Origin of the sequence: Neobacillus sp. SuZ13 (genome assembly GCF_030123365.1) — a bacterium.
Taxonomy (GTDB): domain Bacteria; phylum Bacillota; class Bacilli; order Bacillales; family Cytobacillaceae; genus Neobacillus.
This window is the reverse complement of the sequence record NZ_CP126107.1, coordinates 2,821,122-2,847,939: the sequence shown is the minus strand read 5'-3', so window position 1 is coordinate 2,847,939 and position 26,818 is coordinate 2,821,122. Positions and strand designations below refer to the sequence as shown.

Sequence of the window (26,818 nt, the reverse complement as noted above, 5' to 3'; positions counted from 1 at the left end):
TTCGTTTAACCTTTTCGACTTCAAATTACCGGACCAGTAGGTCAATAAAAAAGCACCCAAAATTGTGCTGTACCTTCTTAGTAAGCACCCTTGAGATTATTAAAATTTAATCATCTTATAGTAGCATTGTCACCAAGATGTTAAATTTGCTCTAATATCCAGGGATTATCTCCTTTTTTTGAGTAACTTGAAAAATAAGATTTATTAACCTTAATCAAGTTCCAGACCATTAGTTCTTGCACCACATTTTTATTTCTTTCTATTTCTGTAATACTGTTGGGGGCATATGCTATTATCCACGCTTCTTTATCATCCTTTGAATGTGCCTTTTTATCTACATACAAATCGGAAGATGTTGATGTAAAAGGACCACCGCAAGCAGTAACAACCAATAGTAAAATAAAAAAATTAATAAACTAGGGGTCTTTTTCATCGTTCACCAGCAATAATCAATATTTATGACCAATATATTACGGTAATATCCTTTCATTCCTTCTTTAAGTAAACTGCCCGTTAGCACAAAAAGAAAAAGGCTGCCGCAGCAACCAAATCTTAAAAGAAATCCCCATTTGTTCAAATAGGTTTACCATTCTCTCCATTCTTCAGTTATGTCTTCTTCAGACTCAAAGCCAGCTATTCGTGCTGCTCCAGTAATAAACTCATATAATTCTTCTCTCTCCATTGTCTCAAAAAATTAATCATAATTTTCATTTAGTTCATTTAAACTGATAACAACTTTTTTAACACATTCTAATACTTCTTCCTCAGGTTTTATTTCCAGAAATGACCGTAATAAAAGAAAAGCTGCAATTACATGAAATGGATATTTTAACTCATAATAAAATTAGGGAGGTTTTAAGCATATGAATTTCAGTTGGATGCTTGGAATAATAATTTTATCTCAACAAATGATTATGCCAGGAAGTTTAGTAATCACTAAAAACAGTGATCCTATCTCTGTTGCCAACCATACTACCTTTTCAATGCACTGGCCTATATTACCCATTTTGGATACAAAAAAGTTTGAAAAATTCATGGACGATATTGACCAGCAAGTAACTAAAAATCCTAAAAATGCAATTATAGATAAAAAAGGGAATATTATACCAGAAAAACTCGGTTACCGTTTAAACCGCCAAGTTTTCACAGAAAATATTTTTTCTTATTATTTTAATAATGGCTCATCTACATTAGAAGTCCCCTTACTAACTATTTATCCAAGGGTCGACAGTGAATTACTTGGAAATATTAGAGGTGAAAAAATTGGGGAATATGTAACATTCTTCAATTCCAAAAACAAAGAAAGAAACAATAATATTTATCTTGCTGCAAAAGCCATTAATAATTATGTTCTTTTTCCAGGTGAAATATTTTCCTTTAATAAAGTGGTTGGAGAAAGAAAAGCAGGAAAAGGGTATATGCCAGCTACTGTAATCGTTAATGGGGAATTTTCAGAGGACTTTGGTGGTGGAATATGTCAAGTATCATCTACCCTTTTTAATGCAGTAGATAATGCTGGTTTAAAAGTTGTTCAGCGTAATTCACACAGTAGAGAGGTTTCATATGTTCCACCAAAACGGGATGCCACAGTTAGTTGGAATGGACCTGATTTTATCTTTAAAAATGATTACAATCAACCTATACTCATACTTGCAAAATCGATAGAAAACAAATTAATAATTGAAATTTATTCTTCTGATGTAATTACATATACCCCTAAGAAAGTTCCATATCTTCCCTATGAAAAACATCCCCACAAGTAAATTTACTTTGGGGTTTTTTCTTTTTTCACTAAAACAGGCAAATGTTTCACCTCTTTTTAAGAGCCTTATAATATGAGTTTCTGTTAATTTAGTTACTTTCTCCTCACAACGGACTATGACTTTAACAAATTGTCGAGCACTTTGGACCCCGATCCCTAAATGTGTCCCACCAAAACAAAAACACTCTCAAATGTTGATTCTTCAACATTTGAGAGTGTTTTACGGTACGATTGGCATTTCTTTATTCATACTGGGAGGCAGACCCTTATAATTGCTAAATTAACTTTATTTACATTTCATTTTCAAAAACTACTTTAATGCTATACAAATATTTTTCGCTTCAGTAAAGAATTCTAGGCTGTGATGTCCACCTTCTCGACCAATTCCACTCTTCTTAAAACCTCCAAAGGGAGCACGTAGATCTCGAACAAACCAGCAGTTCACCCAAATCGTACCTGCCCGAACAGCATGAGAAATTCTGTGAGCACGTTGTAGGTTATCCGTCCAGACCACACCATTCAAGCCATATTCTGTATCATTTGCTATTTGTAGTGCTTCTTCTTCGGTATCAAATGGGATAATCGTGACGATTGGCCCGAAAATTTCTTCTTGGCAAATCCGCGCTTTTGAATTTTCCTGAACATACACAGTAGGTTCTAGATAATATCCTTTTTGTAAATATACAGGCAGATCAGGTCTCTTTCCTCCACAGATCAAGGTCGCATTTTCTTCCTTGGCAATTTCAAGATAGCTTGTTACCTTTTTATAATGCTCTTCACTGACGACTGGACCCATTTTTGTCTCAGCTTCCTGTGGGTCGCCCACTTTCAGTTCCATTGCCGCTTTCTTAAATCTTTCTATAAACTCATCTAAGATGGAGCGTTGAACTAAAATTCTTGAACCTGCGAGACATACTTGCCCTGAATTCATGAAAGCAGCTTGAATTGAAACGGGGATGGCTTTATCAAGATTTGCATCTTCAAACACGATATTTGCTGCTTTCCCACCAAGTTCAAAGGATACTTTTTTTAAGGAATCTGCTCCGCTCTTCATAATTCTTTTTCCTGTAGAGGTAGACCCCGTGAACGAAATTAAATCCACCTCAGGATGAGTAGTAAGTGCATTTCCTACTACTCCTCCAAGACCATGAATGACGTTTACGACACCATCTGGGATCCCTGCTTCTTTGGCAATTTCACCAAGTAAGGATACAGATAATGGAGTCATTTCCGCTGGCTTAATCACCGCTGTATTCCCTGCAGCAAGACATGGGCCAAGCTTCCAAGTGGTCAGCATGAATGGAACGTTCCATGGTGTAATGAGAGCGGCCACCCCAACTGGTTCGTACCGTGTATAATTCAGATATTCTTCTTCCATCGGATACGTTTCCCCGCCCTGTTTTTCCATGAAATCTGCAAAGAACTTGATATTATGTGCTGCTCGTGGAACTTCGTGCTGGACAGCAGAGTGGAATGGTTTTCCGACATCTGTAGCGTCTAGTCGAGCAATTTCCTCTTTTCGCTCGAGGATAATTTCAGCCATGCGGCGAAGTTTTGCACAACGCTCTGCTACAGTCATCGTCCGCCATGGGCCTTTTTCAAATGCCTCTCTAGCAATGCGACAGGCTTTATCGACATCCTCTACCGTTGCTTCACTTACTTTCGCAATGATTTCTTGGGTAGCTGGGTTTTTCACATCAAAAGTTGCCCCATTGCCTGCTTGCATATACTCACCGTTTATATATAAACCAACTTCTCTGACTCCGATTTGTACTTTTGTCATGTTGAAACCTCATTTCTTTTTTTTACAGATTCCCCCGCGATTCCCCAATGTTCAGGTTCTACCTCATTGATCATCACACGTACATTTTGAACCGGAGATTCTAACACTTCAGATACTAAGTCAGAAACTTCTTTAATCAATCGCTCTTTCTTTTCAGGCGATCTGCCTTTAAGAATATTAATCTGAATAAATGGCATAAAAACTCTCTCCCTTCACCTTGTTGTTTATTCAGTAAAAACAGCCTCTACGGAACCAAGCCCATCAAAGCTTGCGGAAAAATGGTCACCAGCTTCAATCTTCACTGCGGATGTGAGGGAACCACTTAAGACGACTTCCCCTGATTGAATGCTCTGCCCAACCTTATACAATTTATTGGCTAGCCATGCAATTGCCCTTGCTGGGTGCCCCATTACAGCTGCACCTGCACCTGTAGCAACGACTTCGCCATTTTGCTTGAAGACTATTCCCATCAATTTCAAATCGAAATTTTCTGGTGAATAGAATCTTTCTCCAATAATATAACGGGAAGAAGAGGAATTATCGGCAACCGCATCCTGCAGTGTAAAGCTAAAACCTTGGAACCTGCTGTCGATGATTTCGAGTGCCGGAGCAATATATTCTGTTGCAGCTAGTACATCTGCTACGGTTACATGCGGACCTTTTAGTTCCTTATTGAATATAAAAGCAATTTCCGGTTCCACTTTTGCATGGATAAATGGTGAAAGCGAAACGCGTTCTCCTTCAAACAGTTGCATACTTTCTAGCAATACCCCGTAAGATGGTTCATGAACACCCATCATTACTTGTTTTGCCTTACTCGTTAAGCCAAGTTTCCTACCTACTCTTTTTGTCTGTTCTTCCCTGCATTTCATTTCAATTAAACGTTCTTGTACCTGGTAGGCTAATCCTTCATCCAATTCAGGATAGACATCAACAAACTTATTAACCGACTTTTTCTGTTTTTCCGCGTTGTATAGTTCAAAAGCAATTTGATCGATCACATCCGTCTTAATCATGTTTATCACCTAGTTTCTAATTTTTATCGTGTAAAGGAAGCCGTTACTGAACCAATATGAGCAAACTCAGCAGTAAACGTGTCATTGTCCTTCACTTCTATTGCACTTGTTAAAGCGCCTGAGAGGACGATTTCTCCAGATTTTAATGCCACCTCATATTTTCCTAATGAATTCGCAAGCCATGCAACTGAACGAAGCGGATTACCAAGTACGGCGGCACCTGCGCCTGAATCTATTATTTGTCCATTTCGATAAGCAACCATTCCAATATGGGTAAGATCCAGTCCTTCTAGCTTCGTCGGTTTCCCTCCAATAATCGCACAAGCAGAAGAACCATTGTCTGCAACGGTGTCTTCAAATTTGATCTGCCAATCTCGAATGCGGCTATCAATGACTTCAATGGCTGGAACGATATAATCTGTTGCTTCAATGACATCTAGGATAGAAACATTAGGACCTTTTAAATCCTTTTTCAATTTAAAAGCAATCTCAAACTCTACTTTTGGTTGAATATATTGATCTAGTGATATCGTTTCACCTTCGACAACCATCATATCAGCCAATAAATGACCATAATCAGGCTGGTTGACGCCGAACATTTTTTGAATAGCTTTACTTGTTGCTCCGATTTTTTTCCCAACAATGATGCCACCGTGTTCAACTTTTCTGCGGATCATCTCTAATTGTGTATGGTAGGCTTCATCCACTGTAAACCCTGGATAGGAAACGGTTAACGGTTCAATGACCTGCTTCGTTTCCTCGGCCTCCAATAAGCGGCTGGCAGCTTCTTGAACAATCGTCACATTGATTCCTCCTATCTCTACCACTAAATCTTTAACTTTTTTTGCTCTGCAAGTTCGACTGCTACATCTAAAATCCAGTCTTCCTGCCCAGCAACCGCCTTCCTTTTACCCAATTCCTCCATAATCTCTGAGGTGTTAACACCGAACTTTTCGGCTGCATGCCTTACATGTAATAAAAAGCTGTTATACACTCCTGCATATCCGCTCGATAAGTTGTCACGATCAATCATGATCGGAGTCTGCATCAACGGAGCCACTACTTCCTCGGCGGCATCCATTAAAATGGAAAGATTTATTCCTGTATCCACGTCCATTTTATTTAATACAGCCACTAGTACTTCGGTCGGTGCATTCCCTGCGCCAGCCCCTAATCCCCTTAGGGTCCCGTCAATTTGGTCTGCTCCTGCTTCAAGCGCTGTAATTGAATTGCCAATCGCTAATCCAAGATTATTATGAGCATGAAAACCAACTTCGATGGACAACGCTTCCTTTAATGCATAAACCCTTTCCCTAACGCCACTTTGAACAAGTGCCCCTGCAGAATCAACCACATAGACGCAGTCAGCACCATAGGATTCCATCAGCTTAGCCTGCTCAACCAGTACTTTTGCTGGTTGAGAATGGGACATCATCAAGAAGCCCACCGCCTCGAGCCCTAATTCTTTCGCTAGTCGAAAATACTGCTCAGTTACATCTGCTTCGGTACAATGAACAGCGATTCGGATAACAGAGATTCCTAGTTTGGCAGCTTCTCTTAACTCCTTGCTCGTTCCAATTCCAGGAACGAATAAGGAAGCAATTTTTGCTTGTTTCGCTGTTTCTACAGCCACTTTAATCAGTTCTAATTCAGAATGAACTGAAAACCCCTGCTGAAGTGTCGATCCATTTAAGCCAGAACCATGGCTGACTTCAATGATTCGCACCCCTGCTTCATCTAAATTTCGAACAATCGTCCGGACCATTTCCGGTGTAAAACTATGGTGAATCGCGTGGTCGCCATCTCTTAGTGTCGTATCTGTCAGTCTAGGAATCTTCATCGGCTTACCTCCTTCACTCCAAGAAAATGTCCGGCATATAAATCTCCTACTTTATATGCTGATGCGGTCATGATATCCAAATTCCCCGCATAGGTAGGGAAGAAATCACCAGCTCCTACAACCTCATTCATAATCACTACTGTTGGTAACCGTCCCCAAGGTGTTTCACGGTAATCGATAAAAGGAGTGCCTTTTAATCTGTATCCTGGAACATAACTTGAAATCTCAGCTACAATCGATTGAATAGATGCAATGACAGCTCCTTCATCAAATTCCTCCTTGATCACTGCATAGACAGAATTGGTCATATTAATAGGTGGTTCTGCCGGATTAAATACCGGAATTGCCCTCGCTAGTTTGGCACCGCCAACATGTTGAACAGCATTCGCAGTCGTTTGAACAAATTCATCTACATTTTGTCTTGTCCCTGGACCAATCGATACACTGGCTACCGTTGCAATTACTTCAGCATAGTGAACATGTACAACGCGATTAACTGCGTGAACAAGGGGTGTAGTTGCCTGGCCTCCACATGAAATCAAGTTGACGTTCATGGAATCCATATGTTCATTTAAATTTACTGTTGGCACGACAAATGGTCCGATAGCCGCAGGAGTCATGTCGATCGCTAATTTCCCCTTATCTCGCAGTGATGGTGCATTCAACTTATGTGCTTTTGCGCTTGTCGCATCAAAGACAATCCTAATCTCTGGGTCTTCCAAGATGGCTTCAATTCCGTGATGGCTTGTACGAATTCCCTTCGCCTGTGCTCTTGCCAGACCTTCTGATTCTTGGTCAATGCCTGCCACCAAAGCTAAATCCATATTCCCTTCATTTTTTAAAATTTTATACATTAGGTCTGTTCCAATATTTCCCGATCCCAAAATCGCAGCTTTTACTTTTGTCAAGACCTCTCACCCCTCTTTTTACTAATCTATCAATTAAGGTTTTATGACTTCATCAGACTTCACTTTGTAAGTGTTGGCCCACTTGTCCATCAAGATTCAGGAAATTCGGTACCGATCCAAGTATCCCATTTGAACTGGCCCGTTCCTGACATCTATCTATTTGGTTAGAAAATCCATTGGTCAAGCGTTTGTTCCAATAAAGTCTAATTATTTCACTTTCTTTAAAAGGGAAACTTTCACCATGGGGAAATAATAATTTAAGCATTCCATTGAAAACGAAAGCTGTTAGCTTTAAAGTTATCAATTTATTTGTTACAGTTACTTCGTAAAAACCTGAGGCAGGAAGTAAATAATATGGATTGACTAATATATCTGCATTATGCTTAGTTAAACGAACTCTTCCTTTTATTTGATAATAATCACCTAAATACCGTGGGATTTTCTCTAATTCTCCTAAAAAGATCAGATCTCGAATAAGTGTGGAACTTATCTTTTCACCCTCGAACTCGATTTTATTTACCTTTATTCCAGCGATTCTTCCATCCGAGTCGCTTTTGATTCTAGTCATGTCTCCTTCTCCACGGCACCCATATGTAAAGTCAAAACCGGCTACAACCTGTATTGCTCCAAAGTCGAGAAGATAACTTTGAACAAATTGTTTTGGAGATAAGGAGGCAAATTCAGCATTAAACTGAACGATGTAAAAAACATCTGCACCCAGCTTTTTAAATATTTTTTGTTTATCTGTTAAAGGCATAAGATAGGGAACGATCTTTTTTCCATTGGAAAGTACTTCTTTCGGATGCGGAAAAAAACTCATAATTGCTAAAGGGAGCTTTTTCTCCTCCGCCTGTTTTTTTGCCTCTTTTATTACCTGCTGATGACCCAAATGAACCCCATCAAAAAATCCTAGAGCCATCACACAAGGCTTTACTTTTAAAAGAGTACTTTGACGGTTGGTGTTTGTCACATGAATGATTTCCAAGAAAGCTCCCTCCTCCATAACAGATAACTTTTTACAAAAGCCCTCTCATTCAAGATGGTTCGACAGCAATATCTACGATCCAAGCAATGTACCTGTGCCTGCTATCGAATCCATCACTCTAGTACCTATTACTATTATTTTTTAAGGCTTCACTACTACAGCAGACTCATCTTTTGTAATCGGTGTTCCTTGTGTCCACCAAGATACAGGGAATTCTGTACCAATCCAAGTATCCCCGTTGCCAGGTACATCCTTTATATCCCACACGACAGGCTTCCAGGCTGGGTCCGTAATAATATAACCTGCGTCTCCAAACAATTCGATTCTGTTTCCACCTGGTTCAATTACGTACATACAAAATGCTTGGCTGATTCCATGTTTATTAGGCGGGACTTCAACAAAAACTCCATTATCTTTAAGTAAATCGGCAATATCATAAAGATTTTGAGGTATTCCATACCAATAGCACAGATGATGCAGCTTCCCTTTTACCCCATTAGGCTCTTGCATATAGGCAATTTCATGAACAAGATTGGAAACACTAATCCAGCTTCCAAGTACATGGCCGTTATCTTGAATTTGTTCTCTTAACCGGAAGCCTAGAGTATCTAACATAAAGTCCGTATCAGCTCCAGGATTCGAAGTCATTAGATTAATATGATCGAGTCGACGAACGGGTACACCACGATCTGGCCGCTTTGATGGACGATTTAATAGTTTAGATCTTTGATCATCTTGAACATTGTAATACTCTACATCCCATAAAATTTCCATTAAATGACCATCAGGTGTTGTAAACTGATAGGCCTCTCCATGACCAATATCTCCATCTATCCAGCCGCGGCCAAATCCAGTTTTTTCAATTTCTTCTACGCGACGCTGAAGGGCTTGTGGTGAGGAGGCACGCCATGCGACATGTCCAACTCCCGCTTCTTTTGCTTCTGTAATTTTCAAAGTATTATGGTAAAAATCTTCATATGCCCTTAGATAAACAGATCCTTCGGACCGAGCAGTTACTTCCATTCCTAAAAATCTTGTAAAGAATTCAACTGATTGTTCAAGTTTTGGAGAAAGAATCTCCACATGAGCCAGCTGAGCAACATCGTAAATAGGTTCTTGGTAAGAAGTCATTTTTATTTCCTCCTAATTTTATTGTCATTTAACGAATTGATTACTTACTTGCTAAAACTCCTTCAGCAGATAAAACACGATATTTTCCGTTAAAGAACATAAGCGGTTCTTTTTCATTAAGGTGGATATCCATTACCTTGCCGATGAATAAGGTGTGATCTCCTTCGATATGGACATTCACCACTTCGCAAGCTACCTGGGCGATGGCCCCTGATAACACAGGTAGGCCATCTAGTTGCTCAAAACTTACTTCTCTTTTTTCCTTTATTTGACCAGCGAATATCATCGATAATTCCTGTTGTTCCGCCGATAAAATATTTACTGCGAATTTTTTGCTGTTCTTAATTTTGTCCAGCATTTGAGCTTTTTCTCCAATGGAAATCACCACTAGTTTTGGGTCAAGAGACACCGACATAAAGGCATTTGCCGTCATACCGTGTATTTCTCCTGCGATTTCGGTCGTAATTACGGTCACACCAGTTGCAAATTTCCCCATCGCCGTTCTAAATTTACGATCATCCATCCTGCCAACTCCTCTCCCCGTTTATAATTTAATTGGTTCTTTTTCTAAAGCATCCAGCCACGTTTTGTTTGTCCACCCGTTTAGGTCATAATCGTTTAGTGCTGTGTCAACAAATGATTTGTAACGATCCGCTGCTCCGACTGCCTCTGCATGGAATAGGGCTTCCATTCTAATATTTTCATGATTGCCGGCATAATTGACCTCATACAGTTCATGTCTTCCTCCAAACTCAGATCCAATCGAATCCCAAACCATTTTTAATAACTTCACTTTATCCACAGCATTTATGCCTGTTCCTCGGTAATATTGATCAAGAAAAGGTCTTAATTCAGGATTCAAAAAATCACTTGAACTAGACGGCAACTGAATTAAACCACCGGCTACCACTTGTTCAAAAATACCCTTCACTCTCACCCAGCTCATTGGCGCTAATGCTCGATAAGCAGCACTGGAGGCACCATTTGGCATAACAAGACCATTCGGTCCTTTATCCGGATCCGTTGCCATTGCAGTAGACAATCCCCAAAACATATTACGTATCGCCACAACCTCACCAATTTGAGCTTGGACACCTCTAAAGTTCTTTGTTCCAGCAGCTTCCGTTGCTTTTAATAATAGTCCTGTCATGAAATCCAATTTAACAGCAAGACGAGTACAACCGTGGAATGTAAAGCGGTTAACAAAGCCACTTTCTGGGACGAAATTATTAGATATATTGATATTTTTGTAGCAAAGAACATCTTCCCATGGAATAAATACGTTATCTAAAACAATCACGGCATCATTCTCATCAAAACGACTTGAAAGCGGGTAATCAAATGGTGTTCCCATTGTCGCAGCCTGTAGTTCGTACGACTGTCGGCTGATCATTTTTACCCCCGGTGCATTCATAGCCACAAAGAAAATCAGTGCGTGGCTATGGTCACCATCTCCTAAATCAAATGTTCCATAGTTCGCAACAAAGTTATAATGAGTTAATGCAGCCGCAGTTCCAACCATTTTGGCACCGCTTACAATTATTCCGTCATCTTTTTCAGCAACGGCTCTTACAAATACATCTTTATTTTCGTGAAGTGGTTTTGATCGATCCACTTGTGGGTTGATAATAGTATGGTTAACAAATGGAAGCTCTTTTGCAGCTTTCTTGTACCATGCTTTCGCATTATCCTCAAAACCTTTGTAATAATCTGAAAGGGCATCTAAATGACCAATAAACGAAGCCTTATAATCTGGAGTGCGGCCCATAAATCCATAATTAAGCTTGGACCATTCGGCAATGGCATCTCTTGATTCTAATAGATCTTGTGTACTTTTAGGAGTGATGAAGAATTTGTGTGTACGATCACCGTATTCATTTTCAGCAGTTAAAATGTCCCGTGTGGCTGGATCATGAAGAGCATCATACATTCTTGCATACGAACGTGCAGAATTTCGATAAGCAGGATGTGTCGTTACATCTTTAATTCTTTCACCGTTTAAATAAACGACCCTTCCGTCATTCAAGCTTTCCAAATATTCTTTACCTGTGTACATTCCTTCAACTCCATTCCTATCATTATTTGAACTTCATATGTGACCGATTATGTCGATCCTTAAAATCATGTTAATTTATCTGAAAATTCTTTACAACGACACCGAGTGTCAGAAAAATCAAAAAAAACTGCTACTTTATGTCAGTTTAAAAGTAAAAAAAAGTGTCAGAAAATGCCCCTAGACAATTTTCATCGGGCGCTTTCTGACACTTTTATTTATAAAAAACGATGACTTTATTTGGATTTTTTAAGTCTTTCATGGTCGACAATTTTTAATGCTTTTAGTGCCAAAAGCAATTGAAACTGTCTTTGGGGATCCCGCAGGTCGCAGCCAAGAAAATCAGTGATTTTCGTGAGTCGATAACGAAGACCACTTTTAGATAATGCTAAATATTCAGCGGTTTGTTCTAGGTTTCCACCATTAAGTAGAAAATGATATAAGGTTTCAATTAATTCAACCTTATTACTATCTAAATTCTCAGACAGAACCCCAAGAGTATCCCTAACCAATTTCCGTATGGCTTTCTCATTTTGGTCATTAATTAAAACACCAAGTATACCTAGTTCACTAAAAGATGTGATGGGTTTATCCCTTGAGGATAATCGTACAGCTGAACGGGCTTCTTCAATAGCCACACCTGCATCCACTATTTTGCTGTTTTGAGAACTGATCCCCGCTAAAAACACGGAATTGTTTATTTCCTTTTTTAAATGGGATACTAGAGAAAGTAGGGTATTTTCAATATTTTGCTGGTTTAATTGTTTCTCCATTAATAGGAGAACTAAACTATCAGCTTGCTGTCCAATTAAGACATTGATGCCCTTATTTCTAAAAAAAGTAGAAACAGCTTCAAAGGTGGTTTTATGAAGAGTAAATTCCTTTTCTTCACATTTTTTCATAAACTTGTAGGTAAGGACGATCATATGATAGTGACCAGATAAATCCAATTGAATAAAATCAGCCTTCCTTAGGATTTCTTGTTGGGAGTACTTTCCGCTAATTATTTCTTCTAGAAAATGTCCCTTTACTTGTTCCAATGATTCGATTTCAGCTTTTTCCTTTAAAAACAGAAGCGCACAAATAGATGCTAATCGATCGATAATCATTGAGTCAATATCATAGTTAGGTGTCCTTCCCCTATCATATAGAAACGAACAATATCCTACGACTTTGCCTAAAAGGTAAATTGGTGTAATAATTCTTGTCCCATTTTCAAACGAGAGGACATTCACTTTTGCAATATTTCGATACTTATCGCCAGAGTAGTTACATGCTTTTCTTATCAACTCATAATCATCCCTGGTAATTCCTTTATATGCTAAGAGATGTTGTCTGATATCCTCAATTACAATAGGCAAGTTTGTTTGTTTATTTAATATTTCTAGAATGGAATCGATGTTATTTCCTTTTATGAGCTCATTTGTCATCTCATTATACGTTCTCGACACGAGTGCTAAGTTATTTTTTTCAACCAAAAGATTCTCGTTTGTCAGTTCCAGTTCCTTAATAATTGGCAGTTCCTTACTATATGAAAAAAATTCTTCTGCTTCTTCCTTCCATTCAGAGACAAGGCGCCCCTCCCAAATACAACAAGGTGCCCCTTCACCCTCACACTGCAGTTCTTTAAAAAATACTTCCTCTCCAAGCAGAGCGGTAACATATCCGGTTGCATAACCAGTTAAGGTATAACAAACGGTACCTTTTTTAATCCCAAAATTTTGAATATGTTGTTCGGCTTCAAATGAACTTTCCCAAATTCCCTTAAGTCGAAAAGATTTAATTTGATTATTTTCCACTTCAAGATCTCTTTCAGTAATTCTAGATTTCGCATGTCCTTTTAAGGCATGAATAATAGGACCATATTCAAATTTTTCAAGCATACTTAATGAATCTATTTTCTGAACCTCTTGAGCATCTTCTTCTCCGAGATGAAACCCATATTTGAAGAAAAAGGTTTTCATACGATTAATCCCAATATTTTTGATTAAATCACGCTGCATCGCCCCAAATGCTCTTGTAGAAACGAGAACAGACCTTTCATTATTTGCAAATAGGAGTTCATTTTCTTGTCTAATATGCAATAGGTCATTTAATGTTAACGCTTTCATTCCATTGCTCCCTTTCTTATATGAATTTGTAGCAACAGCATTCCTAAAGATTAATTCTACTTCTTGTGAAAAATACCTTCTTCTACTGAAAACGTGAAAACGGAAAACAAGGTCAGACCCTCAGTGCGCTAAAGCGTTAGCACGTTGGGGGTTTGACCCTTTCCTTGAGTTCTTTATTTATACCGGAACTTCTGATTTTTCACCGTAGGACTAGAATTTTTGGCGTATTGGTCAAAACCGGTATCATAAAACTGAGCAATTTTACTTGACCAATTACTGGAATCCTCACCATTTGTCCGTTCAGACATATAGGATGATATTGTTTGATCATATTGATCAATGATATCCTTTTGAATTTTCGTATCATACTTTTCTTTCTGAAGTGTTGCTTTAATTGGCAACCTTGGTTTTTGAGCAGGAACAGATTTGGGATATCCTACGACCAGACCTGAGATTGGGAAAACATATTCCGGAAGATTCAATAGCTCAACAAAGGTTTGGGGATTTCTCCGTAATCCACCAATTGGAACAATCCCGAGTCCAATCGATTCAGCCGCTATTACTGCGCTTCCCAGCGCGATTCCTACATCTGTTGAACCGACGATGACTGCCTCTAAGTCCTCGATAATATTAAATTCTGTACCATTTTTTTCAGCTACGAGCTTCGCGCGATAAAAATCCATGCAAAACACGAGAAAAACGGGAGCTTCCTCAATCCACCGTTGGTTGCCTGCCGCTTTCGCCAAGGCAGCTTTCCTTTCAGGCTCTCTGACTTCAATCACGGTCACTTGTTGTCCGTTAATCCAATTGGGACCTGCCAATGCCGCCGCAATAATTACTTCGATTTGCGCTTCGCTTACCTCTTTTTCAGAGTTGAAGTCCCTAACTGAGCGATGATTTTTTAATAATTGAATGGTTTCGTTCATACGATCACTCCTCGTGTAACGATACTACTACAATCAGAACTTTAAATTCAAACAACTGAATTTAAAAAAGTGCCTGACACCACCTGTAAACGGTTGTTTTTAGATGGACATACTCATCGTAGTAGTTCTATTTTTAAATCCCTATTTTTTTATACAGTTTAAATGCTTGCACAAAAAATAGCACGGATCAACGTGCTATTTTTTACTATTTCATCGAATTGTCATCTAACCGATACATAATGATTTTATTTTGAAGGTTATACCAAAATTCGAGGGATTGGTGGTGTTTTTTATCCACAAAGCCAATAATATCGATACCTTGTTCTACACGTTTATAATAATTTTTTCCGTATAAAGCCTTTACTTCATCAATAGAACTTCCAATTTCTATTCCTTTTGCAGTTGGAATTCCCGTTTCAATAACAAATCTTAAAATATCTCCTTTATCATCAGTTGCAATTTCTACGCCGTCCTGAATTTCATAATAATTATAGAGGTTATTATCTTGGCTTTTAGTGGTTTGTTCACCGTATTTATTTAAGAATTTTTTATCGTTTATGTTATCAAACAATTGTAGACCATTTATATTTTCTTTCTTAAGGTTTGTGCTTGATGTAATGTGATACTGGAATGAACGAGTTAAAGATGGTTTTACTATTACTATGGAAGTTGCCAATAAAAGTAGTACAATAATCACTATTATTTTTCTATGCATTTTAATCCCCCATCAAGAAAAAACAATACCTAGACATTCTAGGTTTATTCTAAATCATTATATATAGAATGTCTAGGTATATTGCTCGTTCATTCTTGGCTGCTTTCTTTCTATCTTACAAGTCTCTTTTATCTTTAATCTTGGTTGGTATTTATTTTTTTTGAGTGAATTTTTTGTAAAATCAGGAAAAACACCCTATTATTGGTATGAAGTGGATGGTATAATTTACCTGGTTTTATTACTTTAATACTAGGGGGTCTTTTTATGACTTGGTTTACCAAATGGGCGTTACGGAACAAGGCCGCATTAGCTTTCGCTGTTTTTGCCTCTATGATTTTTGGTATTTTTAGTTACACCACGATTCCAATGGAACTGATGCCGTCTGCTGATCAGCCTTACGTGACCATATCAGTGGTTGGAAACGGTATGGATGCTGTAAGCATGGATGAACAGGTAACACAGCCAATTGAAAAAGCATTAAATGGCGTCAGAGGAAAACAAAATGTAGCAGCGCAAACAGGAAATAACTTCACTCAGATGACCGTCACCTTTGAATCTGACATTAATGTGAAAGAAGCTAAACAGCAAATTCAAGAGAGAATTTCAATGGTTAATCTCCCCACTGGAGTCATGAAACCTTACGTCGTCAACCTAAACACATCTGAAATTCCGATTGTCGAACTAGGTCTTACCTTTGACAACGAAATTGACAATCATGAGCTAAATCTCGTAGAAAACGAGATTATGCCGATATTCCAAGACCTAAAAGGTGTCGGCAATGTCATCACCAACGGCGGCAGCAATCAACAAGTGCTGATCAAAGTCGATCCTGGCAAACTAGCAGCCTCACAATACCCGCTTGAAAAGCTTTACACTCTTCTACAAGGAAAAAATGCATCGGTTGCAGTGGGTGAACAAACCCTAAACAACGAAGCTACAAGTATCATCGTAACAGGAAAATTAGAATCAGTTGATGACCTCAAAAACATTCAGCTAAACAATAAGACCAAACTGCAAGATGTCGCTGATGTTACCATGCAAAAAGATACCGCAAGCATCACCCATTTGAACGGGAAGAATTTTATCGATGTCGTGATTCAGAAGGATTCCACCTCCAATGCGGTAACCCTCGGGAAACAAGTAGAAGATGCGGTTAAACAAATTAACAAAGACTATGAGGGTACACTACATGCTACTATTTTTATGAATTTAGGGAATACCGTTCTTGATTCAATTAACTCGATGACTAGAGAAGTATTGACCGGAGCATTATTTGCGACTCTTATTATCTGGTTATTCCTTCGAAGTTTCCGGATGACCCTGATCACGATTGTCAGTATTCCACTTTCACTTTGTATTACAATGATCTTACTTTCATTTTTTGACGTTACCTTAAACATCCTCACCCTTGGAGGAATTGCGGTATCGGTCGGACGACTCGTGGATGACAGTATTGTTGTCGTTGAAAATATTTACCGAAGAAAGAAAGATCATGAACTAACTCCTACCTTTCTTATCGAAGCTGTTAAAGAAGTGGGAGCTGCCATTACGTCCTCCACCCTTACAACGGTGGCCGTATTTCTCCCAATGATGATTGTTTCGGGAGGTTTAAGAGACCTGGTTGCCCCGTTTGCGATTACGATCACTTGTTCACTACTAGCTTCATTGCTGGTTTCGCTGACAGTCGTACCAGTACTCAGCGGCCGCATGATGAAAAAGGTAAAGGTGAAAGAACACAAGACAAATTCTTTCTACCCCACTGTGTTGAAGTGGTCGCTTAACCATAAATGGCTTCCTATCATACTAGTAGTTCTGGTGGTGGTCGGGTCAGTTGGGCTGTTTGTTAGCATGCCTAAAGGGTCTGTCGATCAGAAAGATTCCGCCTACATAGCCATCAGTCTTCGCTATCATAACGGAACCCCATTAAGCGAAATAAATGACGGGATTTCGAAAATGGAGAGCATTCTTGCAGATAAAGAAGGGGTAAAGAACCGTATAGCTATAGCAGGAGTCAATGAAGGTGCTGCGCAGTATGGAAATTTACAAGATGCAAACGTGGTTCAATTTATGGTTTTCCCAAAAGAAGGGACCGATTCCGCCAAATTTGTAAAAGACATTCGAAAAACAAAAGATCAATTCCCAGGTGCGGAGCTGACTGCAGACACCGCTGGTTTGTTGGGAGTAAATAAAACGACGGTTTCAGTGGATGTCATTGGCAAAAATGAAGCTGACATAAAAAAAGCTGCTGATCTCGTCAAGAAAGAAATTAGTACCATTGATGGCGTACAAAAAGTCGAAAGTAACGATCAAAATACAAAGCCAACCGTTACAATTACGGTGGATTCAAAATTATCCAACGCACAGGAAATCTCTCAGTCGATTCATGCCATGATTCAGCCTGCTGCGATTGGAAGTATTAAAATAGATGGTCGGTCCACTACGGTTAAATTAGGAGCCCTCAAAGAAATTCAAACGGTAAATGATTTAAAAGATTTGCAGCTAATGACACCAAATGGACCAGTTGCTCTATCAAGCATTGCTAAGATAGAAGAGAGTAAGGAACCAGGTACCATCTATTCAAAAGACGGTCATCATTATCTTCAAGTAAATGCTTTTGTGGATTCAGATAAAATGGTGGACGTAGCTGGCGAGATTCAAAAAAAGATCGCTGGGTGGGACAAAAATAATACATTTGGCAAAGAAACAAGTGCAGAAATCACTGGTTCTGCCATGCAGTCATCCGATGATTTAGTAGAACTGGGTAAACTGGCAATGTTCTCGATTGGTATTGTATTTATGATTTTGTTGGTTACTTTAAAATCGTTCCGTGCAAGCATTGCTATTTTGATTACTCTGCCGCTAGCAGCTATAGGTTCACTATTAGGGTTGGTGATCACTCAATCTAGCATTAATATCTCTTCTGGGATTGGAATGTTGATGCTAGTTGGAATTGTTGTTACAAATGCGATTGTGCTGGTCGATCGAATCCGTCATAATGAGGAGAGTATGAGTATTCGCGAGGCGATTATGGAAGCGGGAAAGGTACGTCTAAGACCAATTCTTATGACAGCACTTGCTACTGTATTTGCGATGCTTCCGCTTCTGGTTGCACATGAATCCGCTATGAGTTTAAATCTTGTTTCAAAGGGACTTGCGGTGGTCGTCATTTTTGGTCTTATCGTGTCCACTCTTTTAACACTGATTGTGATTCCAACCTTCTATGAATTATTTCATTTCCGCAAAGCCAAAAAACAAAGGCTGCATGGTAACCACGTATCAGATACGTTAAGCCAATAAATAGGTAATTGCAAAAAAGGGCGAAGACACATCTATCTGTCATCGCCCTTTCTTATTTACTTCTTAAGAAGCTCTAAAAACGAACAAATCGTTAAGATCCCTTTATCAAAGTTTTCCAAGTTAAAATGTTCATTCGGAGCATGAAGATTTTCATCTGGCAAACCAAATCCCATTAAGACAACAGGTGCATTTAGAGACTGGTTAAAGTCCGATACAATCGGAATCGAACCACCTTCTCTTTTGTAAACCGGTGCTTTTCCATAAACGGTTTCATATGCTTCGGCCGCCTTTTGAATCATCGGGCTGTCGATCGGCGTTAAGAATGGATTCCCGGTATCTTGAAGAGACACTGTTACGGTGCAGCCTTTTGGCGCATGTTCTTCTAGATGCTTTTTGATCAATTGCTGAATCTTTTCAGGGTTTTGATTGTGGACGAGACGGCAAGTAATTTTGGCATGTGCCTCATTCGGGATGACCGTTTTTGTTCCTTCTCCCTGAAATCCGCCCCATAATCCGTTAATCTCTAAGGTTGGTCGTGAACTGATTTTCTCAGGGTATGGGAAATTGTTTTCCCCTCCGGTTAAATCTGTTAACCCTAATGATTTTTTTAGCTTTTCTTCATCAAAACCTAATGCTTTAATTTGTTCCTTTTCAAAATCTGTAAGCAGTACAACATCATCATAAAAATGATCCACATTTACTTTTCCATTTGCATCATGAAGGGTTGAAAGAAGTTGTACTAATAAATGGTTTGCGTTCTGAACTCCCCCGCCGAACATGCCCGAGTGTAAATCCGAATTAGCGGTTTTTAGAGAAAATTCCAGTGCACAAAGACCTCTTAACGAATAGGTGATGGCAGGTACGCCTCTGTCCCACATATCTGAGTCAGAAATAACAACTACTTCACAGGATAATTTCTCTTTATTTTCGGACAAGTAAGGCGGAAGATGAGGACTTCCGATTTCTTCTTCTCCTTCTATGCAAAACTTAACGTTAACCGGTAATTTACCTTCTGTTTTCAATAGTGTTTCTACTGCTTTGATATGTAAGAATGTCTGCCCTTTGTCGTCGGTTGCCCCTCTGGCAAAGATCTTTTCATCACGGATCGTTGGTTCAAACGGAGGCGTTTCCCATAAATGAAGAGGGTCAACGGGCTGGACGTCATAATGGCCATACACTAAGACGGTTGGGGCGTTTTCTTGGTGTAGCCAATCCGCATAGACAATCGGATGACCTTTTGTTTGGATGATTTCCACATGTTCCATTCCAATGCTTTCTAATTTATTGGCAATCCATGAAGCTGCTTTTTGGATGTCCTCTTTATGCTCGGATAATGAACTGACGCTTGGAATTCGGAGCAATTCTTTTAATTCCTCAACATTTTGATTATGTTGCTTAGATAATAACTCAGATAATTGACTCATATTATCACCTTTTCTAGTTTATTTCCCCTTCTTATTATATATATAAAGACATGATTGGCATCAAGTAATTCAACTTCACCAATACTGTCAGGTCGAATAAAATAACAGGATCCGACTTGAATTCTTCATTCACCTCTTAAATTACCCAGCTATAGCAGGAATACTCGTGAATTCCTTCCTCATATCCCGAAACGAACTCCATTATTTTCTATAGAAGTTGGAAATCCAGCTAATACTCGTTTATGAAATGTTTTAAAATAGAATTCGCTTGTTTGTGAGTGGCAGAGATAAAGACAAAATGCTTCTGGTTCATCATCAGCGAGAAGATGCCAACCTTAAAAATCCTAATTGATTCCTTTGAATCATCCGCTACTTTCTGATGTTTTTCCTATATCAAAAAAGCCTGCAGAACGTTCCTATGGATCTCCCCCTACTTATTTTAAATCCATTGCAAGTCGATCTAGTAATACCTCACCAGGATCTTGGCTTATCTCCTAGATCATTGCTCCTGCCAGTTCTTTGGATTTGATAAAGGATGCCTTTTGAGACATGGACTGAGTATCGTCGTAGCTAATAAAGGTCGAGCCATCCCTTGACTTCGCCCCATGGATAAATCCAGGGGATTCTTTTTAAACTTTCATCAACGTATGAATCCATTTTTATCAATAAAGTTTTTCTCTAATTGGCCATAATCTTCCGGAAAAAAAGTAGAGTTTTATGTGACTACAATACAAAAGGAAGCACACGTTTACGTTCCATGTACTTCCTTTAGAAATATGGTTGAATGCGTTGCGTTCAGGTTAGGCTACTAAAACCATCTGGACTGTTGGACTTTTCCCCAAGCATATTTACCTGCATAGAGGAGCAAGTAGACAACCCTTGAGCAGAAGGAGGAGCCGCCATTCCAGGGGAGCCCTTTCCTATAGCGAATCCAATCGTGAATGTGCCAGGGAGTTAATAGGTCAAATTTATACATGTCCCAAATCTTGCACTTCCTTTTCTTTGAATCTGCCGCATCAAGTATACTGTTGACCGCTCGGCGGGCCGCCTCATTGGCCGCTTCCATCGACGCCAGATCCGTATTTGTACGCACATAATCGGAAGCCAGGAAGAGATTGGGGATCTTTGTAAAAGCATAGGGTCTTAAGCTCCACGCAAAAACTTTGTTTATAAGTAAAGGCTCACTATTGATCATTTTGCCAGAATCGTCGAAATGAATGTCCGGATCCAAAAACCAAGAGTGAACATCCTCATCCCGGAGCAACACTTTTTCATGATTTAAAGCTTTTTTCAGCTGTGCCCAAACTTCCTCTTTAATTTCTTCTTTCGTGCATTGGATTGCCTTTTTTCCTAAAAGCATGCCTGGTTGGTTCCATTCCGAAATATCAACGGAAATAATGCCCCTAACCTGACCATCCCCATATGCTTGAAGATCCTTCCCGTCCCAAAATTGCTTTTGTGAAATGGCCGTAATCGCCCACGGAGAATCCATGATGATCAGATGTCCGTTTACGATGGGCACATCCCGTTTCATAAAGAACTGGAGCCCGTTCATCCAATCAACATCTTTTGTAAGCTTCTTCAATCCTATCAGTGCCGGGTCTGCCCTAAGCATATCGGCGGAAACTAACGGGGCCATGGCTTCCACCGGGAGAGTGCTTACGTAAAAGTCCGCATTGACAAACTCGTCCTTTCCTGACCTATCGATATGGACACCCGTGATTTTGCCTTCTTTGAGTTGAAAGCCGCGTACGGGTGCATTGGTATAATAATGAACTCCTTTTTGTTTCAAATAGCTGATCCATGGGTCAATCCACACCTCATTGGTCGGGCCGTTCAGGACTCGGTCCGAATCATTTGTCGGCGTAAGGATACCGATAAGAAGTTGGGAAAGAACCGTACCGAAGGTCTTGGTGCTTGCTTCTGTAGATTTCGCGGCGACCAATGACCGGGAAATGGCAGCAAACACTTCATGGAAGTTCTTTGATTGGTTATCTCCATCCAGATAATCCCACCAGCTAATTCTTTCATATTCATCCATGATTCGTTCCCTGCAGCTCGTCATCACCTGCCAAAGCCGCTCCGTAAAGAAAACCACTTCTTCCTCATTAAGTCCCCAATCCGAATCGAACAATGCTTTCAAGTTCTTTTTGATGCCGGTCATCGATTTCGGAATAGAAGTGGAGATGGCAACTAGTTCATGATCAAAGCGGGCAAGTCCCATCTCCCGAGCCGTAACTAATTGATCATGAACACTTTGCTTTTGGTCATAAGGGATTCGTTTCATTGTATCAATGATATGGCGATAAAAACCTGGAAAGCAACGGAATCCGTGTTCTCCAGGTAGATTTTTTCTCCCGTTCGTACCGGAATAGGGAACAGGAATCGACCGTGCTTTTCCACCCGGAATTGTTTTACTTTCGTATACCGTTACGTCAAACCCTCTTTCTACCAGTTCATGTGCAGCACTAAGGCCAGCCACCCCGCCTCCCAAGATGGCCACTTTCTTCATAGACTCACCTTCCTCGCATAGTGGATTAGAGTAATCCAATATATGCAACAGGAGTTGGAGGTGTTTGGACATTCTGTAACATGAAAGCGGAAAGGTATTGGTCTCTTTTTACTCCAAAACCCTCATTGGTTGGATGACCGGACGTTGGTGGTGTTTTCGGCGGGAAGAAGTCGATGACTTTATGCTAATTACCTAGTTTTTATGAAACATAACATCATAATAGTTCAATATACCCTTCTGTACCGTTCACCCGGATCCTCTGCCCGTCTTTTATTAACTTCGTGGCGTTTTCCACTCCTACAACGGCAGGAAGACCGTATTCGCGTGCAATGACGGATCCGTGGGTCATCAGCCCTCCTACTTCCGTCACCAAGCCTTGGACAGATACAAACAGCGGAGTCCAGCTGGGATCTGTGAATGTGGTTACGAGAATATCCCCATCCTCTAATTGAGTTTTCTCCATTTTTAATATGACACGCGCGCGGCCCTCGATTATGCCGGATGATACTGGGGTTCCCGCCAAGGCACCTTGAGGGATATAATCGGTGTTGTATGCACCAGTTACTACCTCGCCCTCAGACGTTATCACCCTTGGTGGTGCCAATTTCTCAAAAACTTGATAGTTCCTTTTTCTCTCATTAATCATCTTGTAATCCAAATGGTTGGTTCGAACGGTATCATAAAGCTCATTAAAGGTTAAATAGTAGATGTCCTCTTTTTCTTGGATGACCCCGTTTCGAACAAGTAGAACGGCCTCCTTCATCAGCGCCTGCTTGTAGATATCAAAACGTCTAATATAAGCGTACTTGGGATATTCCCGATAGCCGATAAAATTACGCAAAACGCGAATCATCTTCTCTGTTATTTTTGCCTTCCGTTTTCCGTCGGGCAATTGTTTCAATCGTTTCAGAAGATCCTGCCCCTTTAGGTCTGCCTCCCTCTTGCTTTGCTCAAATTTAACTCTGCCGAAATGAGGAGGAAAATTCTTTATATTGCTAAGTATCATGGGAATCAGTGCGGTGGGCTGTTCTCTCCAACGGGTCCTTGTGATATCAATCTCTCCAGAACAGCGCATTCCGTATTTTTCAAGATACCCTCTCAAAGCGCTAATAATTGCCCGCCCGCCTTCCAATTCGGCTAGGTCCTCGAAAAAGGTGTCATCGCGAGCATTTTGTAAAACTTCCATCGCGTCAGTATATGGACGAATGATGTCCGACACATCCATGAGTGCAAAACCCATTTCAGATGTAACGTTGTTTGGCACCGATTGGGAAAGTATGTCGGCCGCGTTCTTTTCCCCCAACCATCTTTCCATTTTTTTATTGATCCAATCCCATGCTAATACCCCAACTATAATAACTCCTAATCCTTGTGGATCATAAAAGAGTTCTTTTAATTTCTTAAGGTCCTTCCTAATGAAAGTAAACAGTTCTTCTCCCGATACGGTTGTAATCCGTTCCTGCAGTTCCGTTATAGATGCCTCGTTTACAGTGATGAGATCCTGAGTGATCACGGGGTCGTTTTTACGGTAGATGTTGATTATGTGTAAGGGAAGTGTCCAGGATAGTCCTTCAGTGCCAAATTTGAATACTCTCTTTCCCCGTGGCAATGAACTCTTAAAATCCTTTCTGTTCATTAAGCTTAAAATCGCATTCTTAGAGAGAGGGTCGTTTTTGCCCATTGCAGCAGGAAGGATCCTTTGGCCAATGGGAGAGGCCAGGTCGTAAGTAAGGTCAAGAAACAGTCTTCCACCCGCTTTACAAAGTGGAAATTCATCGAATAGATCCATTAAAAAGGACATACCCAATGGTCTTATGGCATCTGTCATCATTTGTTGATGGCCAAACGACAAGTAAACCCTGTTCTGCCCATCGGAATCTTCCGGGATTGGAAATAAGGTTGTGATGGGGCGGCTTTGCACGATATATAACGCCTTTTCAGTAAGGCACCATTCGATGTCCTGCGGGCAGGAAAAATACGCCTCAATCTTTCTACCTACTTGCTCCAGCTGTAAAATCTGCGAGTCTGTAAGGGTTTGCCTATTCTGTTGGTCCCACTGAATAACTTTTTTCTCTATACCGCCCTCTTTTAATGCCTGAAAGGCTAGTTTCTTGGCGGAGACCGTCTTTTCAACAATGGTTCCATCTCGAACCTTATAGTTATCTGCCGTCACTAAACCAGAGACAAGTGCTTCCCCAAGTCCAAAACTAGCATCAATGGATATCACCTTGCGGTTGGATGTAACAGGATCGGCCGTAAACAAGATCCCTGAAGCTATTGGGAAAATCATCCTTTGGACCACGACGGACAAGTAGACATTAAGGTGGTCGAACCCATTCTGGATGCGGTAGATCACCGCCCTTTCTGTAAACAGGGAGGCCCAGCACTTGCGGATATGCCGAAGGATTTCTTCTTTTCCTTTGATGTTTAAAAACGTATCTTGCTGCCCTGCGAAGGACGCATGAGGCAAATCCTCGGCAGTGGCACTGGAACGAATCGCGTAAGCCCACTCCTCGCCAAACTCTGACAGATACTGAAGGATCTCTGTTTCTAAATCCAGGGGTATTTCCGCTTTTTCGATAAGGCTGCGAATCTTTCTACTAATTACACTGATTTCTCTCCTGTCATCGGCACTTAGCTGATTGAGTTGATTCAGGAAGTAGTCAAATTGTCTGTTATCGCTGATAATTTTTTTGTAGGCTTCTGTGGTAATGCAAAAGCCATCTGGCACTTGAATTCCCTCAATCCTAGTCAGTTCTCCAAGGTTTTTCCCTTTGCCCCCAACAGCCATTAGCTGCTTATGGTCGATTTCTCGAAAACCTAGCACATAGGCATTCATGGCACACCCCTCCCCTAAAAAATGATGGCTTCTTTTATTTTATTGAGGGTATCGCCAATGTGCCCCTTGCATTCGCTTATTTAACTATTACGGCTCCTTAAAATAACCATATTGCCAATATTTAGTACTAAACTTTCTACTTCTTGAGATGCGGAAATAAATGATAATCATTCCTTTTATTTAATACAAAAAACCTCACAAGCGTTCATTAACGACACTTGTGAGGTTTTTATTCCTGATTGGCTACACCAGAAGATGAAGAACGCCAGCCTTCTGTTGTCATTCTATAGCATGACTAATGAAAGCAGAGTGAGAGTTCTAAACAAAATAACAGTTTGAATATGAGGACCTCTTGCGAATAGATGCATGGGGCCTGTCAACTATTTCATATTAATTTATAAATATCAACTTACTTTGCTTAGATTCTGTAGTAAAGTTGATCTAGATTGTTTGATATCAAATTCACAATGTCTTTTAGTTTACATAATAATTTTTATGTTAACCAATTCGTTACGTTTATAAAAAAGGATCAAACATCAAATAACTGGCACTTTTTCGATAATTTCTTATTGTCTCAAATTTATAGTTTTCTGGTTCCCCTCTTCTTTCCTTAATCTCCGTACTGTCATCGCCCTTTTTGTTCTTATTATTATTCCCAACTAAATACAATTCGCGTCAACTACCTGTCCAGATACCGACATAACTTCATTTAGGTTAACCCATCCCCCTATGTTTTGAGATTGGTCAACACCTTCAATGGTAAAAGTTAGCCTAATATTGTTAGAAAGTGACAAAGTGGATTTTTTACCTATGCAATTCTGTGCTTTTTGCAGAGAGTCCACCCTGACACCTTCACACGAAATCGTATACCTTTGCATCGGTACATAAATTAATACTCCCCTAAAAGGATCATAGGTCCTTATTAAACCTTCGGCAGTTGTTCCATCTCGGAAAGATAATCTGATCCATCGCTTTTGCTGATAACAAGCAAGAATTTTTTGAAATAGTCCTTGTCTATAGTCATAGAAATATGGATAGATAGGCTGGTGGGGATAATTTGGATACAATGCAGCCTCCCCCTTTCTTCAAACAGTAAATCCTTTCATGTATATGAAGAAAAAAAGGGTTAGTGCTTGTCATCACCTGGAGTTTATAAGAAAAGTAGATTATTCGATAAGAACCTCATATGCCATAGGATTATTTTTCTTTAAATGCTCATAGAGTCTGATTCTTGTTGTTTAATAATCCTTGTAAAACATAGTTGAGTTATTTAGTTTCTTTAGCTTTGAGCATTCTACCCGTTACTTCAATAAGAAAATAACATTACCTCATTGTTGATGTAATGCACCCGTTTGTTTAAGTGTAGTTCTTCACAATCTTCTCTTTAACAAAACAAAAAGGGACTGATGCTGGCCCCGTCCCATTTTATTTTAATTAGTGTAACTTATAGAATTTTTTTACCAAAATTTATAAAAAATTGGTTATACTTACATTGGAGGTAAAGCAGTATAAAAAA

General features: G+C 39.7%; 19 protein-coding genes. 2 read left to right on the top strand and 17 right to left on the bottom strand.

Translation table 11 applies throughout. From position 1 onward, the window contains the following. The first annotated feature begins 863 nt into the window (after positions 1–863). Positions 864–1,763: a VanW family protein gene (locus tag QNH17_RS13845; protein ID WP_283879217.1), complete on the top strand. Its 900-nt coding sequence runs from the start codon at positions 864–866 to the stop codon at positions 1,761–1,763. Positions 1,764–2,072: 309 nt separating this feature from the next. Here the strand turns inward: QNH17_RS13845 and QNH17_RS13840 are convergent, their stop codons facing one another. The 13 genes from QNH17_RS13840 to QNH17_RS13780 form a co-directional block, all read right to left on the bottom strand. Further along, positions 2,073–3,545, bottom strand: a complete 1,473-nt coding sequence (locus QNH17_RS13840) for an aldehyde dehydrogenase (RefSeq protein ID WP_283879216.1) — start codon at positions 3,543–3,545, stop codon at positions 2,073–2,075. Continuing rightward, the gene (locus QNH17_RS13835) at positions 3,542–3,742 is read right to left on the bottom strand and encodes a 2-hydroxymuconate tautomerase (RefSeq protein WP_283879215.1); all 201 of its coding nucleotides are present in this window, start codon (positions 3,740–3,742) and stop codon (positions 3,542–3,544) included. Before QNH17_RS13835 ends, QNH17_RS13840 begins: the two co-directional genes overlap by 4 nt. Positions 3,743–3,769: 27 nt before the next feature. Then, positions 3,770–4,561: a 2-keto-4-pentenoate hydratase gene (locus QNH17_RS13830; RefSeq protein WP_283879214.1), complete on the bottom strand. Its 792-nt coding sequence runs from the start codon at positions 4,559–4,561 to the stop codon at positions 3,770–3,772. Positions 4,562–4,584: 23 nt separating this feature from the next. Beyond that, positions 4,585–5,370: a 2-keto-4-pentenoate hydratase gene (locus QNH17_RS13825; RefSeq protein ID WP_283879498.1), complete on the bottom strand. Its 786-nt coding sequence runs from the start codon at positions 5,368–5,370 to the stop codon at positions 4,585–4,587. A gap of 17 nt (positions 5,371–5,387) precedes the next feature. Next, positions 5,388–6,401 (bottom strand): 4-hydroxy-2-oxovalerate aldolase, encoded by a 1,014-nt coding sequence (dmpG, locus tag QNH17_RS13820; RefSeq protein ID WP_283879213.1) that lies wholly within the window; start codon positions 6,399–6,401, stop codon positions 5,388–5,390. Beyond that, on the bottom strand, positions 6,398–7,309 hold the full coding sequence (locus QNH17_RS13815) for an acetaldehyde dehydrogenase (acetylating) (protein WP_283879212.1): 912 nt from the start codon (positions 7,307–7,309) through the stop codon (positions 6,398–6,400). The genes dmpG and QNH17_RS13815 overlap by 4 nt, the downstream gene beginning before the upstream one ends. 52 nt (positions 7,310–7,361) lie before the next feature. Further along, positions 7,362–8,294: an FAD synthetase family protein gene (locus tag QNH17_RS13810; protein WP_283879211.1), complete on the bottom strand. Its 933-nt coding sequence runs from the start codon at positions 8,292–8,294 to the stop codon at positions 7,362–7,364. Between the two features lie 141 nt (positions 8,295–8,435). Continuing rightward, on the bottom strand, positions 8,436–9,425 hold the full coding sequence (locus QNH17_RS13805; protein ID WP_283879210.1) for a catechol 2,3-dioxygenase: 990 nt from the start codon (positions 9,423–9,425) through the stop codon (positions 8,436–8,438). A 40-nt stretch (positions 9,426–9,465) separates the two neighbouring features. Next, on the bottom strand, positions 9,466–9,948 hold the full coding sequence (locus QNH17_RS13800) for a flavin reductase family protein (protein ID WP_283879209.1): 483 nt from the start codon (positions 9,946–9,948) through the stop codon (positions 9,466–9,468). Positions 9,949–9,969: 21 nt separating this feature from the next. Next, a complete protein-coding gene (locus QNH17_RS13795; protein ID WP_283879208.1) occupies positions 9,970–11,481 on the bottom strand; it encodes a 4-hydroxyphenylacetate 3-hydroxylase family protein in 1,512 nt (503 codons plus the stop codon). Positions 11,482–11,714: 233 nt separating this feature from the next. Beyond that, positions 11,715–13,589, bottom strand: coding sequence for a XylR N-terminal domain-containing protein (locus QNH17_RS13790; RefSeq protein ID WP_283879207.1), 1,875 nt, complete (start codon positions 13,587–13,589; stop codon positions 11,715–11,717). Between the two features lie 173 nt (positions 13,590–13,762). Next, positions 13,763–14,515, bottom strand: a complete 753-nt coding sequence (locus tag QNH17_RS13785; RefSeq protein ID WP_283879206.1) for an NADPH-dependent oxidoreductase — start codon at positions 14,513–14,515, stop codon at positions 13,763–13,765. A 205-nt stretch (positions 14,516–14,720) separates the two neighbouring features. Beyond that, positions 14,721–15,230, bottom strand: coding sequence for a hypothetical protein (locus tag QNH17_RS13780; protein WP_283879205.1), 510 nt, complete (start codon positions 15,228–15,230; stop codon positions 14,721–14,723). Positions 15,231–15,494: 264 nt separating this feature from the next. Here QNH17_RS13780 and QNH17_RS13775 point away from each other — a divergent pair, with 264 nt between their 5' ends. Further along, on the top strand, positions 15,495–18,527 hold the full coding sequence (locus QNH17_RS13775; RefSeq protein ID WP_283879204.1) for an efflux RND transporter permease subunit: 3,033 nt from the start codon (positions 15,495–15,497) through the stop codon (positions 18,525–18,527). 56 nt (positions 18,528–18,583) lie between these two features. On the opposite strand, the gene QNH17_RS13770 is transcribed toward QNH17_RS13775, so the two are convergent. From QNH17_RS13770 to QNH17_RS13755, 4 genes are all read right to left on the bottom strand, one after another. Continuing rightward, the gene (locus QNH17_RS13770; protein ID WP_283879203.1) at positions 18,584–19,951 is read right to left on the bottom strand and encodes a dipeptidase; all 1,368 of its coding nucleotides are present in this window, start codon (positions 19,949–19,951) and stop codon (positions 18,584–18,586) included. Positions 19,952–20,759: 808 nt separating this feature from the next. Then, positions 20,760–22,463, bottom strand: coding sequence for a hydroxysqualene dehydroxylase (locus QNH17_RS13765; protein ID WP_283879202.1), 1,704 nt, complete (start codon positions 22,461–22,463; stop codon positions 20,760–20,762). Between the two features lie 214 nt (positions 22,464–22,677). Beyond that, positions 22,678–25,302, bottom strand: coding sequence for a phosphoenolpyruvate synthase (gene ppsA / locus QNH17_RS13760; protein WP_283879201.1), 2,625 nt, complete (start codon positions 25,300–25,302; stop codon positions 22,678–22,680). A 659-nt stretch (positions 25,303–25,961) separates the two neighbouring features. Continuing rightward, positions 25,962–26,369, bottom strand: a complete 408-nt coding sequence (locus QNH17_RS13755; protein ID WP_283879200.1) for a hypothetical protein — start codon at positions 26,367–26,369, stop codon at positions 25,962–25,964. Between the last annotated feature and the right edge of the window lie 449 nt (positions 26,370–26,818).

Excerpts from the sequence above, each read along its gene's own strand:
- QNH17_RS13845 (WP_283879217.1), top strand. The coding sequence starts at position 864 with ATGAATTTCAGTTGGATGCTTGGAATAATAATTTTATCTCAACAAATG.
- QNH17_RS13840 (WP_283879216.1), bottom strand. The coding sequence starts at position 3,545 with ATGACAAAAGTACAAATCGGAGTCAGAGAAGTTGGTTTATATATAAAC.
- QNH17_RS13835 (WP_283879215.1), bottom strand. The coding sequence starts at position 3,742 with ATGCCATTTATTCAGATTAATATTCTTAAAGGCAGATCGCCTGAAAAG.
- QNH17_RS13830 (WP_283879214.1), bottom strand. The coding sequence starts at position 4,561 with ATGATTAAGACGGATGTGATCGATCAAATTGCTTTTGAACTATACAAC.
- dmpG (WP_283879213.1), bottom strand. The coding sequence starts at position 6,401 with ATGAAGATTCCTAGACTGACAGATACGACACTAAGAGATGGCGACCAC.
- QNH17_RS13805 (WP_283879210.1), bottom strand. The coding sequence starts at position 9,425 with ATGACTTCTTACCAAGAACCTATTTACGATGTTGCTCAGCTGGCTCAT.
- QNH17_RS13800 (WP_283879209.1), bottom strand. The coding sequence starts at position 9,948 with ATGGATGATCGTAAATTTAGAACGGCGATGGGGAAATTTGCAACTGGT.
- QNH17_RS13795 (WP_283879208.1), bottom strand. The coding sequence starts at position 11,481 with ATGTACACAGGTAAAGAATATTTGGAAAGCTTGAATGACGGAAGGGTC.
- QNH17_RS13790 (WP_283879207.1), bottom strand. The coding sequence starts at position 13,589 with ATGAAAGCGTTAACATTAAATGACCTATTGCATATTAGACAAGAAAAT.
- QNH17_RS13785 (WP_283879206.1), bottom strand. The coding sequence starts at position 14,515 with ATGAACGAAACCATTCAATTATTAAAAAATCATCGCTCAGTTAGGGAC.
- QNH17_RS13780 (WP_283879205.1), bottom strand. The coding sequence starts at position 15,230 with ATGCATAGAAAAATAATAGTGATTATTGTACTACTTTTATTGGCAACT.
- QNH17_RS13775 (WP_283879204.1), top strand. The coding sequence starts at position 15,495 with ATGACTTGGTTTACCAAATGGGCGTTACGGAACAAGGCCGCATTAGCT.
- QNH17_RS13770 (WP_283879203.1), bottom strand. The coding sequence starts at position 19,951 with ATGAGTCAATTATCTGAGTTATTATCTAAGCAACATAATCAAAATGTT.
- QNH17_RS13765 (WP_283879202.1), bottom strand. The coding sequence starts at position 22,463 with ATGAAGAAAGTGGCCATCTTGGGAGGCGGGGTGGCTGGCCTTAGTGCT.
- ppsA (WP_283879201.1), bottom strand. The coding sequence starts at position 25,302 with ATGAATGCCTATGTGCTAGGTTTTCGAGAAATCGACCATAAGCAGCTA.